This is a genomic window from Enterobacter sp. TMH.L2, from assembly GCF_050847315.1.
GTDB lineage: Bacteria > Pseudomonadota > Gammaproteobacteria > Enterobacterales > Enterobacteriaceae > Cedecea.
This window is the reverse complement of the sequence record NZ_CP193791.1, coordinates 147,882-162,451: the sequence shown is the minus strand read 5'-3', so window position 1 is coordinate 162,451 and position 14,570 is coordinate 147,882. Positions and strand designations below refer to the sequence as shown.

Annotated in this window: 10 protein-coding genes; 2 read left to right on the top strand and 8 right to left on the bottom strand. The window is 57.1% G+C overall.

The genetic code is table 11. The features are described 5' to 3' along the window. Positions 1 to 3 precede the first annotated feature (3 nt). Positions 4 to 762: a DeoR/GlpR family transcriptional regulator gene (locus tag ACREYP_RS00755; protein ID WP_008457897.1), complete on the top strand. Its 759-nt coding sequence runs from the start codon at positions 4 to 6 to the stop codon at positions 760 to 762. Positions 763 to 907: 145 nt separating this feature from the next. Here ACREYP_RS00755 and glgP read toward each other — a convergent pair whose 3' ends face one another. From glgP to asd, 6 genes are all read right to left on the bottom strand, one after another. Continuing rightward, positions 908 to 3,355, bottom strand: a complete 2,448-nt coding sequence (gene glgP / locus ACREYP_RS00750; protein ID WP_008457899.1) for a glycogen phosphorylase — start codon at positions 3,353 to 3,355, stop codon at positions 908 to 910. A gap of 26 nt (positions 3,356 to 3,381) precedes the next feature. Continuing rightward, positions 3,382 to 4,815 (bottom strand): glycogen synthase GlgA, encoded by a 1,434-nt coding sequence (gene glgA / locus ACREYP_RS00745; protein WP_008457900.1) that lies wholly within the window; start codon positions 4,813 to 4,815, stop codon positions 3,382 to 3,384. Positions 4,816 to 4,926: 111 nt separating this feature from the next. Then, the gene (glgC, locus tag ACREYP_RS00740; protein ID WP_008457902.1) at positions 4,927 to 6,210 is read right to left on the bottom strand and encodes a glucose-1-phosphate adenylyltransferase; all 1,284 of its coding nucleotides are present in this window, start codon (positions 6,208 to 6,210) and stop codon (positions 4,927 to 4,929) included. 14 nt (positions 6,211 to 6,224) lie between these two features. Beyond that, positions 6,225 to 8,207, bottom strand: coding sequence for a glycogen debranching protein GlgX (glgX, locus tag ACREYP_RS00735; RefSeq protein WP_336819059.1), 1,983 nt, complete (start codon positions 8,205 to 8,207; stop codon positions 6,225 to 6,227). Beyond that, positions 8,204 to 10,393, bottom strand: coding sequence for a 1,4-alpha-glucan branching enzyme (glgB, locus tag ACREYP_RS00730; RefSeq protein WP_008457905.1), 2,190 nt, complete (start codon positions 10,391 to 10,393; stop codon positions 8,204 to 8,206). Before glgB ends, glgX begins: the two co-directional genes overlap by 4 nt. Before the next feature lie 261 nt (positions 10,394 to 10,654). Beyond that, positions 10,655 to 11,761: an aspartate-semialdehyde dehydrogenase gene (asd, locus tag ACREYP_RS00725; protein WP_166867984.1), complete on the bottom strand. Its 1,107-nt coding sequence runs from the start codon at positions 11,759 to 11,761 to the stop codon at positions 10,655 to 10,657. A 174-nt stretch (positions 11,762 to 11,935) separates the two neighbouring features. Between asd and ACREYP_RS00720 the strand changes: the two genes are divergently transcribed. After that, entirely contained in the window at positions 11,936 to 12,529 is a 594-nt protein-coding gene (locus tag ACREYP_RS00720; protein ID WP_008457909.1) for a YhgN family NAAT transporter, read from the top strand. Positions 12,530 to 12,618: 89 nt separating this feature from the next. Here the strand turns inward: ACREYP_RS00720 and gntU are convergent, their stop codons facing one another. Both gntU and gntK read right to left on the bottom strand, forming a co-directional pair. Then, positions 12,619 to 13,959 (bottom strand): gluconate transporter, encoded by a 1,341-nt coding sequence (gntU, locus tag ACREYP_RS00715; RefSeq protein WP_008457911.1) that lies wholly within the window; start codon positions 13,957 to 13,959, stop codon positions 12,619 to 12,621. After that, positions 13,956 to 14,489, bottom strand: coding sequence for a gluconokinase (gene gntK / locus ACREYP_RS00710; RefSeq protein WP_008457913.1), 534 nt, complete (start codon positions 14,487 to 14,489; stop codon positions 13,956 to 13,958). Before gntK ends, gntU begins: the two co-directional genes overlap by 4 nt. Positions 14,490 to 14,570 lie beyond the last annotated feature (81 nt).

The window sequence follows — 14,570 nt, the reverse complement described above, 5'->3', positions numbered from 1 at the left end:
CTTGTGAAGCAGACACAACGTCATGACGCGATTATTGAGCTGGTTAAGCAGCAGGGATACGTCAGTACCGAAGAGTTGGTGGAACAGTTTGCCGTCAGCCCGCAAACCATCCGCCGGGATTTAAACGACCTGGCCGATCAGAATATGATCCTGCGCCACCACGGCGGGGCGGCCCTGCCCTCCAGCTCGGTTAACACCCCGTGGCATGACCGAAAAGCAACGCAAACCGCAGAAAAAGAGCGTATTGCGCAGAAGGTTGCCAGCCAAATTCCTAACGGCGCCACGCTGTTTATCGACATCGGCACGACGCCGGAAGCCGTGGCGCATGCGCTGCTTAATCACAGCAATCTGCGCATTGTGACCAACAACCTCAACGTGGCGAACACGCTGATGGCTAAAGAAGATTTCCGTATCATTCTGGCCGGCGGAGAGCTGCGCAGCCGCGATGGTGGCATTATCGGCGAGGCCACGCTGGACTTCATTTCCCAGTTCCGTCTCGACTTCGGTATTCTCGGCATCAGTGGGATCGACAGCGACGGCTCGCTGCTTGAGTTCGACTACCACGAGGTTCGCACCAAGCGCGCGATTATCGAAAACTCTCGCAGCGTGTTGCTGGTCGTGGACCATTCGAAGTTTGGCCGTAATGCGATGGTGAATCTGGGCAGTATTAGCCTGGTGGATACCGTGTATACCGACGTGGTGCCGCCCGCAGGAGTGATGCAGGTGATTAAAGAGAATAACGTGCAGCTGGAGCTGTGCTGAGTTTTCCCCTCGCCCCGGCCCTCTCCTGAAAGGGAGAGGGGGAAAAGAATTTGGTCCTTTTCTCCCATCTAAGTAGGGGATGAAGAAGCATCCTTGTTCTGATCCCCTCTCCCTCGTGGGGAGAGGGTTAGGGTGAGGGGAAAAGTTACAATCTCACCGGCTTAATATGCCAAATCTCGTCGGCATACTCCTGAATCGTCCTGTCTGACGAGAAATAGCCCATATTGGCAATATTGTGCATCGTGCGGATAGTCCACTCCTCCGGCTGCTGGTAAACCTCATCCACCTTGTCCTGACAGTCCACATAGCTGCGGTAATCCGCCAGCACCTGGTAGTGATCGCCAAAGTTAATCAGCGAGTCGACTAAGTCCCGATAGCGCCCCGGCTCCCCGGGGCTGAATGCCCCCGTCGCGATTTGCGTCAGCACCTGGCGCAGTTCTTCATCCTTCTCGTAATACTCCCGAGGGTTGTAGCCTTTACTGCGGAGTGTCTCCACCTCTTCTGCGGTGTTGCCGAAGATAAAGATGTTGTCCTTGCCGACGTGGTCGAGCATCTCCACGTTGGCGCCGTCCAGCGTCCCGATGGTCAACGCCCCGTTAAGCGCAAACTTCATGTTACTGGTCCCCGAAGCTTCGGTTCCCGCCAGCGAAATTTGCTCGGAGAGATCTGCCGCCGGAATAATCAACTGGGCGAGGCTGACGCTGTAGTTGGGGATAAACACCACCTTCAGCTTATCTTTAACCTGCAGGTCGTTGTTGATGACCTCCGCAACGTCGTTGATAAGATGAATAATATGCTTCGCCATGTAATAGGCCGACGCCGCTTTACCCGCGAAAATATTCACGCGTGGCACCCATTCCGCCTCAGGATCGGCCTTGATGCGGTTATAGCGGGCGATCACATGCAGGACGTTCATTAGCTGGCGCTTATATTCATGAATGCGCTTAATCTGCACGTCGAATAAGGCGTCCGGGCTCACCACGACGTTCAGTTGCTGCCCAATGTACGTCGCCAGCCGTTTTTTATTCGCCAGCTTGGCCTTACGCACCGCCTGATGCACCGTCGGGTAGTCAATGTGCTGCTTCAGGTCGTTCAGTTGGCTTAAGTCCGTCCGCCAGGTCTGCCCGATATTCTCATCCAGCACTTCAGACAGCGCCGGGTTGGCAAGCGCCAGCCAGCGGCGCGGCGTGACGCCGTTCGTTTTGTTGCTAAAGCGCATCGGGAAGATACTGGCGAAGTCGGCAAACAGGGACTGCACCATCAGATTGGAGTGCAGCTCAGACACGCCGTTCACCTTATGGCTGACCACCACCGCGAGCCAGGCCATCCGCACTCGCCTGCCGTTGGATTCGTCGATGATCGATGCCCTGCCCAGCAGCCCCGTGTCGTTCGGGTACTGTTCCTGCAGGGTTTTCAGGAAGTAGTCGTTAATCTCAAAGATGATCTGCAGATGGCGCGGCAGGATCTTGCCGAGCATGTCCACCGGCCAGGTTTCCAGGGCCTCGCTCATCAGCGTGTGGTTGGTGTACGAGAAGACCTGGCAGGTCACTTCGAACGCTTCCTCCCATTCAAACTTATGCTCGTCAATCAGCAGCCGCATCAACTCCGGAATCGACAGCACCGGGTGAGTGTCATTCAGGTGAATCGCAATTTTATCCGCAAGGTTGGCGTAGGTTTTATGCAGCTGATAATGGCGGCTCAGAATGTCCTGCATGGTCGCCGAAACCAGGAAATACTCCTGGCGCAGGCGAAGCTCACGCCCGGAATAGGTCGAGTCATCGGGATAAAGCACGCGGGACACGTTTTCGGAGTGGTTTTTGTCTTCCACCGCCGCGAAATAATCACCCTGGTTAAACTTACCGAGGTTGATCTCGCTGCTCGCCTGAGCGTTCCACAGCCGCAGCGTGTTGGTCGCGTCGGTGTCGTAGCCCGGAATAATCTGGTCATAGGCAACCGCGAGGATCTCTTCGGTTTCGACCCAACGAGACTTTTTCCCTTCCTGCTGAATACGCCCGCCGAAACGCACCTTGTAGCGCGTATTGTGGCGTTTAAACTCCCAAGGGTTGCCGTACTCAAGCCAGTAGTCCGGCGACTCTTTCTGGCGGCCATCAACGATGTTCTGCTTGAACATCCCGTAGTCGTAACGAATGCCGTAGCCACGCCCAGGCAGCCCCAGGGTCGCCAGCGAATCGAGGAAACAGGCGGCGAGACGCCCCAAACCGCCGTTGCCCAGGCCGGGGTCGTTCTCCTCGTCAATCAACTCTTCGAGGTCGAGGCCCATCTCTTCGAGGGCATTTTTCACATCTTCATAGATGCCGAGGGAAAGCAGCGCGTTCGACAGCGTGCGTCCGATCAGAAACTCCATCGACAGGTAGTAAACCTGGCGGACTTCCTGGGAAAGCTGGGCGCGGTTGGAACGCAGCCAGCGCTCCACCAGCCTGTCGCGCACGGCAAACAGCGTCGCGTTAAGCCACTCGTGTTTATTGGCGATGGCAGGGTCTTTCCCCACCGTAAACATCAGCTTATAGGCAATCGAGTGTTTAAGCGCCTCGACGCTCAGCGTGGGTGATGCATAGGAAAAGGGTGCGTTCATATCAGTGATTCCTGGTGTATGGGTAATTACATCAAGCGTTGATAAAGGTCGCGGTATGACTGCGCCGCTACCTGCCAGCTAAAATCCATATTCATTGCCTGCCGCTGCACAAAACGCCACAGCGACGGGCGGGACCACAGCACGAAAGCACGCCGGATCGCGCGAAGCAGCGACCAGGCATTACTGTCTTCAAACACAAAACCGGTCGCCACACCGTCAGCCAGATTCTCGAGAGAAGTATCAGACACGGTGTCAGCCAGACCACCGGTTCGCCGCACCAGCGGCAAGGTGCCATATTTCAGACCGTAGAGCTGCGTTAAGCCGCAGGGCTCAAAGCGGCTCGGGACTAAAATCACGTCGGCACCGCCCATGATGCGGTGGGAAAATGCCTCGTGATAGCCAATCTGGACGCCGACCTGGCCGGGATGCTCGGCCGCCGCCGCCAGGAACCCTTCCTGCAGCACGGAATCCCCGGCACCCAGCAGCGCCAGCTGCCCGCCCTGCTCCAGCAACCCCGGCAATGCCTCAAGCACCAGATCCAGCCCTTTTTGGTTGGTTAACCGACTGACCACCGCGAACAGCGGGACTTTGTCGTTCACCTTCAGCCCCATCGCTACCTGCAGCTGGCGTTTGTTTTCGGCTTTCTCCTCCAGCGAATCGCGGTTATACCGCGAGGCCAGCAGCAGGTCGCTTTCCGGGTTCCAGATCTTGTCGTCCACGCCGTTTAAAATGCCCGACAGGCGCCCTTCACGCTGGCGCTGGCGCAGCAGCCCTTCCATGCCATAGGCAAAATGCGGGTCGGTAATCTCCCGAGCATAGGTTGGGCTGACGGCGGTAATGTGGTCGGCATAGTAAAGCCCGGCCTTCAGGTACGAAATCTGGCCGTGGAATTCCAGCCCGTTCATATCGTAGACCCACCACGGCAAATCAATTTCACTTAAGTGATGAGCATAGAACATTCCCTGGTAGGCGAGGTTATGGACGGTAAATACCGACCTGGCTGGCCGCCCGCGAACCTCGAGATAGGCCGGCGTCAGCCCGGCGTGCCAGTCGTGGGCATGCACCACATCGGGATGCCAGAAAGGATCCAGGCCGCAGGCCATTTCCGCCCCAACCCAGCCAAGCAGCGCAAAGCGCAGTACGTTGTCCTGGTAAGCAAACTGGTTCGTGTCGTGGTATGGGCTGCCCGGGCGTTCATAAAGATGGGGGGCATCAATCAGGTAAATACCAACGCCGTTGTAGTGGCCGTAGAGCAGACGCATTGGGCCTGCGAACGTCTGTCGGTGGGCAACCACCTGAATATCTTCGATTCCTCGCCGCACATCAGGAAAGGCGGGCAGCAGAACGCGCGTATCAACGCCGCCGGCAATTTGTGCCGCAGGCAAAGCGCCCAGCACATCCGCAAGGCCGCCCGTTTTCAGCAAAGGAAACATCTCGGAACAGACATGTAAGACCTGCATTATCGCTCCCATATGGAAAGTCGCGGCGCTGTGTCTTAATCATCAGGCAACGCCGAACGATAAAATAACCGCGCACGGCATCACCCTGCGCAGGCCAATCTTCTACGCGTTTTAGCCCTGCAGCTTCGCCAGCATCTCACGCGTGACCAGTACAATGCCCTCTTCAGAGCGATAAAAACGGCGCGCATCCTCTTCGGCATTTTCGCCAACCACCATGCCTTCAGGGATCACGCAGGCGCGGTCGATAATGCAGCGGCGTAATCGGCAGGAGCGACCGACAATAACGTCCGGCAGCAGGACGGATGAATCGATGTTGCAGAACGAGTTGATACGCACTCGAGGAAACAGCACCGACTGCACAACGACTGAACCAGAAATAATGCAGCCGCCGGACACCAGCGAGTTCAGCGTCATGCCGTGACTGCCGGAGCGATCCTGAACGAATTTAGCGGGCGGCAGCGGCTCCATATGGGTGCGGATCGGCCAGGCCTGGTCATACATATCCAGTTCCGGCATCACCGAGGCCAGGTCAAGGTTCGCTTTCCAGTAGGCTTCCAGCGTGCCTACATCGCGCCAGTAAGGCTCGGCGTTAGGGTCGGACTGTACGCAGGAGAGCGGGAACGGGTGGGCGTAAGCTTCTCCCGCGCGAGTGATTTTCGGGATAATGTCTTTGCCAAAATCGTGGCTGGAGTTTTCATCCCGGTCATCTTCTTCCAGCAGCTTAAACAGGTAATCCGCATCAAAAACGTAAATGCCCATGCTGGCCAGAGACTTACTGCTGTCGTTGGGCATCGTCGGCGGGTTTTCCGGCTTCTCCACGAAATCGATAATTTTTTCGTCCGCATCCACCGCCATAACGCCAAACGCTGATGCTTCATGCACCGGCACCGGCATGCAGGCCACGGTGCAGCGTGCGCCCTTTTCGACGTGATCGATCAGCATGCGCGAGTAGTCCTGCTTGTAGATGTGGTCCCCGGCCAGGATGACCACATATTCGGCGTCGTAACGTCGAATAATGTCGAGGTTCTGGGTCACGGCGTCCGCCGTGCCGCGATACCAGTTTTCACCGTGTACGCGCTGCTGGGCGGGCAGCAAATCCACAAACTCGTTCATCTCTTCGCTGAAAAAAGACCAGCCGCGCTGAATATGCTGCACCAGGGTGTGCGATTGATATTGAGTAATCACCCCAATGCGGCGAATGCCGGAGTTAATGCAGTTGGATAGCGCAAAATCAATAATGCGGAACTTGCCGCCAAAGTGAACAGCAGGCTTGGCGCGGGTCGACGTGAGATCCTTCAGTCGAGTCCCGCGGCCACCGGCCAGAATTAACGCAACGGATTTGATGGGCAGCTGGCGGGCCAACATCAGCGGATCGTTTTTCTCAAACCTAACCATGACGAACTCCTTTTTCATGACTTGTGGAACACGCAAACTCCGTGCGCGGGACCATGCCATACAACCATCACGACCGGGTTGTCCTCTCCGGCAAACGGAGGAACAGCGTGCCATTCCCCCTCAGGTAGAACGATGTCCGCAACTTCTTCGGTCGCGTTAATTGCGATAAGCCAGCGGTCGGACAGCTGGATTTGCAGGCGATGTACGCCGTTTTGCCACTCATCGACGTTCAGGGGCTGTGCGTCTTTATTCAGCCAACGGACGTTGCCATCACCCTCTTCCCACCAGCGGTTGGCGGTCAGCGCCGGGATAGCCTGTCGAAGCTGGAGGAGCGCCGCCGTAAAGGCCGTCAGGCCGTCATTGCCCTCAGCCCAGTCAAGCCAGGTCAGCACGTTGTCCTGGCAGTAGGCATTGTTGTTGCCGTGCTGGCTGTGGCCGTGTTCATCCCCGGCAAGCAGCATCGGTGTGCCCTGCGAGAGCAGCAGCGTGGTGAGCAGGGCATGCACGCTGTCGCGCCGCCGTTCCTTGGTAATCAAGCTGGCTTCAAGCCCTTCAAACCCATAGTTGTTACTAAAATTGCTGTTGGTGCCGTCGCGGTTATCTTCGCCGTTGGCTTCGTTATGCTTCTGGTTAAAACTTACGCAATCCCGCAGCGTAAAACCATCATGGGCGGTGATTAAATTAATGCTGGTGGAAGGCGGCCTTTCGCCGTGGCGATAAACGTCGCTCGAGCCAGCAAAGCGGCAGGCGAAGCCGCCCAAAGAGAGATCCTGCTGGAGCCAGAAGCGGCGCATCCCGTCCCTGAAATGATCGTTCCATTCGGCAAACAGCGGAGGGAAATTACCGACCTGATAACCGCCCTGGCCGATGTCCCAGGGCTCCGCAATCAGCTTCACCTGCGACAGGTGAGGATCGTTTTTGATTGCCTCAAACAGCGGGGCGTCATGCCGAAATTCGGGCGTGCGCCCCATTACCGAAGCCAAATCGAACCGGAAACCGTCCACGTGAAAACTGTCCACCCAGTAGCGCAGGCAGTCGATCATCAGGGCAACCACGCCCGGCGTGCTGAGATTCAGGGTGTTCCCGCAGCCGGTCCAGTTCTGGTAATCGCCATTGTCCATTAACCAATAATAGCTACGGTTGTCGATTCCGCTCAGCGACAGCGTTGGGCCGTCCTTGTCCAGCTCCGCGCTGTGGTTCAACACAATGTCGAGGATCACTTCTATACCGGCCTGATGCAGCGCTTTGATGGCGCCACGCAGCTCGTTGGCAGCGTTGTGGGGGTTCTGGTCTATCGCGTAGTAGCTTTCAACGGCATAGAAAGCGCGAGGGTTGTAACCCCAATAGTTACTCAGCCCAAGCTGGGAAATGCGTGGCTCGGTAACAAAATGCGCCACGGGCAGCAGCTCAAGCGCCGTGATGCCCAGGCGCTTGAAGTAGTCGATCATCACCGGATGCCCCAGCGCGGCATAAGTCCCACGCAGCTCTTCCGGGATGCCGGGGTGGAGCAACGTCAGCCCGCGAACATGAGCTTCATAGATAACCGTGTTGCCCCACAGCGTTCGGAGCGGCCGGTCGTCTTCCCAGTCAAATTTTTCTCTGACCACCACGCACTTCGCCATGTGCGGGGCGCTGTCTTCAAGGTTGGGCTCATCGTAGCCGCAGTGAAAATGCGGGTGATCTTCTGCCCCGCCGACGACCACGCGAGCACAGGGATCGAGCAGCAGCTTCGCCGGGTTGAAACGGTGGCCCTGCTCAGGTGCCCACGGGCCATGAACCCGGTAGCCGTACAGCTGCCCCGGCTTGCCATCCGGCAAATAGCCGTGCCAGATATCCCCGGAGCGCGCAGGCATGTCGTAGCGGCGCTCGTGGCCATGCTCGTCGAACAAGCACAGCTCGATCTTTTCCGCATGCACGGAATAGAGCGTGAAGTTAACGCCTTTGCCGTCGAAATACGCCCCAAAAGGAGCCGGACTGCCTTGGGTAAGCTGCGTCATGCGTCCCCCTCGCGGATCAACCAGAGCGTGGCCAGCGGCGGTAGCGTAATACACAGCGAATGGTCGCGACCGTGGCTTGGCACCGCCTCGCTACGCACCGTGCCGCTGTTACCGGCGTTGCTGCCGTGATAGTGCATGGAGTCGGTATTCAGCTCTTCGCGCCAGCGCCCTGGCTGGTTGATGCCGAAGCGATAGTGGTAACGCGGCACCGGCGTAAAGTTGCTGGCGACAATCACTTCATTGCCCTCGGCATCACGCCGCACGAAAATAAAGACTGAATTGGCCTTATCTTCCACCACCAGCCATTCAAAGCCGTAGCCGTCAAAATCCAGCTGATGCAAGGCCGCATGACGCCGATAGGTATGATTCAGGTCGCGTACGAGGCGCTGCACGCCGTGGTGCCAGTTATCGCCGCCCTGCAGCAGGTGCCAGTCGAGGCTGCTGTCGTGGTTCCACTCTCGCCCATGGGCAAATTCGTTGCCCATAAACAGCAGCTTTTTGCCTGGAAATGCCCACATCCAGCCGTAGTAGGCGCGAAGATTGGCAAACTTCTGCCAGGCATCCCCCGGCATACGATCAAGAATGGATTTTTTGCCGTGCACGACTTCATCGTGAGACAGCGGCAGCACAAAGTTTTCGGTGCCGTTGTACAGCATGCCGAAGGTCATTTTGTCGTGATGGTACTGGCGGTATACCGGGTCAAGCTTCATGTAATCGAGCGTGTCGTGCATCCAGCCCAGGTTCCACTTAAACCAGAACCCCAGGCCGCCCATACCTGGTGGGCGAGAGACACCGGCAAAATCGGTGGACTCTTCCGCCATGGTCACCGCCCCCGGGGTTTGCTCGCCGATGATGCGGTTAGTGCTACGCAAAAACGCAATCGCTTCCAGGTTCTCACGCCCGCCGTGCTCATTCGGCACCCATTGGCCGCTTTCCCGGCTATAGTCGCGATAAATCATCGACGCCACGGCATCCACACGCAGGCCGTCAATGCCAAACCGCTCAATCCAGTAGAGCGCGTTGCCCACCAGATAGTTGCTGACTTCCCGGCGGCCATAGTTGTAAATCAGCGTGTTCCAGTCCTGGTGGTAGCCCTCTTGCGGATTGCCGTGTTCATACAGCGCGGTGCCGTCGAACTTCGCCAGCCCGGCGTCATCCGTCGGGAAATGGCCCGGTACCCAGTCCAGCAGAACATTAAGCCCGGCTTCGTGGGCGGTTCTGATGAAATAGAGGAAGTCGTCGCGAGTACCGAAACGACGCGTCGGCGCGTAAAGCCCCTGCGGCTGATAGCCCCAGCTGCCGTCAAACGGATGCTCGTTAACCGGCAGCAGTTCAAGATGGGTAAAGCCCATCTCTTTGACGTAGGGAATGAGCTGATCCGCCAGTTCGCGGTAGCTGAGCCAGAAATTATTGTCGGTGTGGCGACGCCAGGAGCCGAGATGCACCTCATAGATGGAGATGGGTTGATCAAAACCGTTAGCTTTCTGCCGCTCGGGGCTGAGCGTGGTTTTCTCCGGCAGGCCGCAAATCAGCGAGGCCGTTTCCGGGCGCATTTGCGCTTCAAAAGCATAAGGATCGGCTTTAATACGCAGCCGCCCTTCGGCGTCCAGCAATTCAAATTTATAAAGCTGGCCGTTGTGCGCCCCGGGGATAAACAGCTCCCAAATGCCGCTTTCGCGCCGCAGCCGCATCGGATGGCGGCGGCCATCCCAATAGTTAAACTGCCCTACCACGGAAACGCGACGGGCGTTGGGGGCCCACAGCAAGAAACGCGTTCCGGTCACGCCGTCCATGGTATCTGCATGCGCACCCAGCGTTTCATAAGGGCGTAAATGCGTGCCTTCTGAGAGCAGCCAGCTATCCAGCTCCTGAGTCAAAGGACCAAAACGGTAGGGATCGTCGATCAGGTTTTCCTGGCCGTGCCAGACAACGGCAAGCTGGTAGCGAAAAGCATTTTTACGGCGAGGGATCAGCCCGCAGAAGAAGCCGCGGGAATCGAGGCAGTCGAGCTGGGCGACTTTACGCCCTGTTTTAGGCTCAATAACCCACACTTCGGTGGCGTCAGGCAGGAGTGCCCGAACTTCAAGCCCGGCGTCGGTTTGGTGCATTCCCAGCAGGGAAAACGGATCGGCAAAATGACCCGCAATTAGCGCATTAATCACGTCTCTTTCCGGCAGAACAGACATGGCATTTTCCTTTTTTATGTGTCACCGATGACCCGCCCTACGCCTGCGTGCGGATACGACACTTATCATTGACCCCGACGAACGGCGCGCAACTCCTGTAAGCCAGTTCGCCCAATACTCGCCAAAACGCTTGCGCGTGCTGACTTAAGCATAGCCAACGCTTTATTAACTCCTCGTGAAATTAATTAATGAATTCCGTTGTACCTTAAATTACGGGCAAAAAAAGAGGGGCCACAAAGCCCCTCAGGTAAATAAGTGTAATTATGCGAGTGACCGCAGCATTCTGCGCAGCGGTTCGGCGGCGCCCCACAGCAGCTGGTCGCCGACGGTGAAGGCGGAAAGGTACTCCGGCCCCATGTTCAGCTTGCGCAGACGGCCAACCGGCGTCGACAGCGTGCCGGTTACCGCGGCAGGCGTCAGTTCACGCATGGTGATATCGCGGTCGTTTGGCACCACTTTCGCCCACGGGTTGTGCGCGGCCAGCAGCTCTTCCACGGTAGGAATAGACACGTCTTTTTTCAGCTTGATGGTGAATGCCTGGCTGTGGCAGCGCAGCGCGCCAACGCGCACGCACAGACCGTCAACCGGGATAACAGCAGAGGTCGCAAGAATTTTGTTGGTCTCGGCCTGGCCTTTCCACTCTTCACGGCTCTGGCCGTTGTCGAGCTGCTTGTCGATCCACGGGATCAGGCTCCCGGCCAGCGGCACGCCGAAGTTATCCACCGGCAGTTTGCCGCTGCGGCCAAGTTCGGTGACCTTACGTTCGATATCAAGAATAGCGGAAGCCGGATTTGCCAGTTCGGTAGAGACTTCGCCGTACAGCTGGCCCATTTGGTTCAGTAGCTCGCGCATATGACGCGCGCCGCCGCCGGATGCCGCCTGGTAAGTCGCCACGGAAACCCAGTCAACCAGGTCGTTGGCAAACAGGCCGCCGAGGGACATCAGCATCAGGCTGACGGTGCAGTTACCGCCGACGAAGGTTTTCACACCTTTGTTCAGGCCTTCCTGAATAACGTGCTGGTTTACCGGGTCGAGGATAATAATCGCGTCATCTTTCATGCGAAGAGAAGAAGCTGCGTCGATCCAGTAACCCTGCCAGCCGCTTTCACGGAGCTTTGGATAGATTTCGTTGGTATAATCGCCGCCCTGGCAGGTCACGATGATATCCAGCGCCTTCAGCGCTTCCAGATCAAATGCGTCCTGCAGTGTACCGCCGGTGGTGCCGGCAAACGTAGGGGCTGCCTGCCCAAGCTGGGAAGTGGAGAAGAAAACCGGACGAATGGCGTCAAAATCGCGCTCTTCCACCATGCGTTGCATGAGTACAGAGCCGACCATACCGCGCCAGCCAATAAAACCAACATTTTTCATAGCGACTTAATCCTGCAGAGATGATTGCGTGTGTAAGCGCTGGCCGTGGGCCAGAACATCACTCCACCTTACAAAATGCAGCCAAAGTCGCAAGTGAAATTAATCAATGATATCCACCGAGTCAGAAACAAAGCTTATTACCAGAAACAACTTGCCAGATTTTGGGGAAAACAGATGACTGAAATCATATCCGCCGCGGTACTCCTGATCCTGATTATGGACCCGCTGGGTAACCTGCCGATCTTTATGTCGGTCCTAAAACACACGGAGCCAAAGCGCCGCCGGGCCATTATGATCCGCGAACTGCTTATTGCTCTGCTGCTGATGCTTATCTTCCTGTTTGCCGGGGAAAAAATTCTTGGCTTCCTGAATTTACGCGCTGAAACCGTGTCGATTTCAGGCGGCATCATTCTGTTCCTGATTGCCATTAAGATGATTTTCCCAGGCCAGGAAGGCAGTTCATCCGGCCTGCCTGCGGGTGAAGAACCGTTTATCGTACCGCTGGCGATTCCGCTGGTTGCTGGCCCTTCTTTGCTGGCGACGCTGATGCTGCTTTCGCACCAGTATCCAAATCAGATGGGGCATTTAGTGGCCGCCCTGATGCTGGCCTGGGGCGGTACCGTGGCAATTCTGCTGCAGTCTTCCCTGTTCCTGCGCCTGTTGGGTGAGAAAGGGGTTAACGCCCTGGAGCGTCTGATGGGGCTGGTGCTGGTGATGATTTCCACCCAGATGTTCCTGGACGGCATCCGCGCCTGGATGCGGGGGTAGGACATCCCTCCCTCTGGGAGAAAGCCTGTTCAGGAGTAATAAAAAAGGCAGCCTCCGAAGAGCGCTGCCTTTTTTCTGGTCAGGATACTTTAACTCAGCAGGCTGAACGCAATCATCCCGACAATCGCCCCGGTGGTGCCGAGAATGGTTTCCATCATCGTCCAGGTCTTCAGCGTTTGTGCTTCGGTTGCGCCGGTAAACTTACCGAACAGCCAGAAGCCCGCGTCGTTCACGTGGCTCACCACAATAGAACCGCCGGCGATACAAATCGACAGAGCCGCCATTTGAGCGCCGTTATAATTCAGCTGCTCGATAACCGGCATCACCAGGCCAACCGCCGTCAGACAGGCCACGGTAGCGGAACCCTGAATGATACGCACCGCCGCCGCCAGCACGAAGCAGGTAATCGCGATAGGCAGGCCCATCCCGGTCAGCGCTTCGCCCAGTGCCGGGCCCACGCCGGAGTCAACCAGCACCTGTTTGAACACGCCACCGGCACCGATAACCAGCAGGATAATGCCCGCCGGCTGCAGCGCCTGGCCGCAAATCGCCATCACTTTTTCTTTATCCATGCCCTGACGATACGCCAGGCCATAAATAGCCACCAGGCAGGCGACCAGAATCGCAGTAAACGGATGGCCGATGAATTCGAGCCATTCGTACAGCGAAGAACCCGGCGCGGTAAAGCGAGCAGCGATAGTTTTCAGGCCAACCAGCACCAGCGGCAGCAGGATCAGCGACAGGCTGAAACCGAAGGACGGCAGCTTGCCTTCACCCAGATGCGGCTCGGAAATGTCTTCCGGAATTTCCAGCGAAACAAATTTGCTGATGAAGTTCCCGAACAGCGGCCCGGCGATAATCATGCCCGGGATCGCGGCGCACAGGCCAATCAGGATCATCCAGCCAAAGTCAGCGTGCATCTGTGAGGCCAGCAGCATCGGCGCAGGCCCCGGCAACAGGAACGCCGCAGCGGCAGCGACGCCAGCAAACAACGGAATCACCAGTTTCACCAGGTTCGTCCCGGTGTGGCGCGCCATTGAAAATGCCACGCTAATTAGCAGCACGATAGCCACTTCAAAGAACAGCGGCAGCGCGCAAATCAGGCCGGCCAGGCCAATCGCATAGTGCGCACGGCTGTGGCCGAAGGATTTCAGCATTTTGACGGCAATCTGATCCACCGCGCCGGTTTCATGCAGGATTTTACCGAACATGGCACCCAGGGCGACCACAATCGCCAGGAAGCCCAGCGTCCCGCCCATGCCTTTCTGCATGGTGTCGGCAATTTTGTCGAGCGGCATGCCGGAGAAAAGCCCGGCACCAATAGAAACCACCATCAAAGCCACGAAGGCGTGCATACGCGCCTTCATCACTAAAAACAGCAGGAGCAGCACGGAGCCGACCGCGGTTAAAACAAGCGTTAATGTACTCACTCTGCGCTGCCTTGGTTGATCAATGCGAGGGTGCTGGCGACGACGCCGTCCAGCGGCTGGTCGATATCGACGATCAGCACGTCTTTTTCATCCGCCTGCGGTTCTTGCAGGGTTTCGAATTGGGTCACCAGCATCTGGGTTTTAAAGAAGTGGCCTTTCCGCGCCTTCAGACGGTTTTCGATCACTTCAAAATCACCTTTCATATAGATGAAGGAGAGGTTCGGGTTACCGTCACGCAGCAGGTCGCGATAGTGCTTTTTCAGCGCCGAGCAGACGATCAGCGAAACCTTGTTGGTGCGCTGCATCGCAAACGCGGCATCGTTCAACGCTTTCAGCCACGGGGTACGGTCGTCGTCGTTCAGCGGCTCGCCGGAGGCCATTTTCAGGATGTTGCTGCGGGGGTGCAGGAAGTCGCCGTCAAGAAACGCGGCGTTCAGCTGATGGGCAACTTCGCTGGCAACGGCGGATTTACCGCTGCCGGAGACGCCCATCAGGACGTAAATGTGGTGGTCGTGGTTAGTAGTGCTCATGATGGCTCCGACTCTGACACAAAGCAATGCGCCTGGTTTTGTTACGGGTAACTGTTACCGATAACATTTTCCGGTCTGGCT

What these genes read in the sequence shown, in the direction of transcription:
- ACREYP_RS00720 (WP_008457909.1), top strand. Translation starts at nt 11,936, where the DNA reads ATGACTGAAATCATATCCGCCGCGGTACTCCTGATCCTGATTATGGAC.
- gntK (WP_008457913.1), bottom strand. Translation starts at nt 14,489, where the DNA reads ATGAGCACTACTAACCACGACCACCACATTTACGTCCTGATGGGCGTC.
- glgP (WP_008457899.1), bottom strand. Translation starts at nt 3,355, where the DNA reads ATGAACGCACCCTTTTCCTATGCATCACCCACGCTGAGCGTCGAGGCG.
- glgA (WP_008457900.1), bottom strand. Translation starts at nt 4,815, where the DNA reads ATGCAGGTCTTACATGTCTGTTCCGAGATGTTTCCTTTGCTGAAAACG.
- asd (WP_166867984.1), bottom strand. Translation starts at nt 11,761, where the DNA reads ATGAAAAATGTTGGTTTTATTGGCTGGCGCGGTATGGTCGGCTCTGTA.
- glgB (WP_008457905.1), bottom strand. Translation starts at nt 10,393, where the DNA reads ATGTCTGTTCTGCCGGAAAGAGACGTGATTAATGCGCTAATTGCGGGT.
- glgX (WP_336819059.1), bottom strand. Translation starts at nt 8,207, where the DNA reads ATGACGCAGCTTACCCAAGGCAGTCCGGCTCCTTTTGGGGCGTATTTC.
- glgC (WP_008457902.1), bottom strand. Translation starts at nt 6,210, where the DNA reads ATGGTTAGGTTTGAGAAAAACGATCCGCTGATGTTGGCCCGCCAGCTG.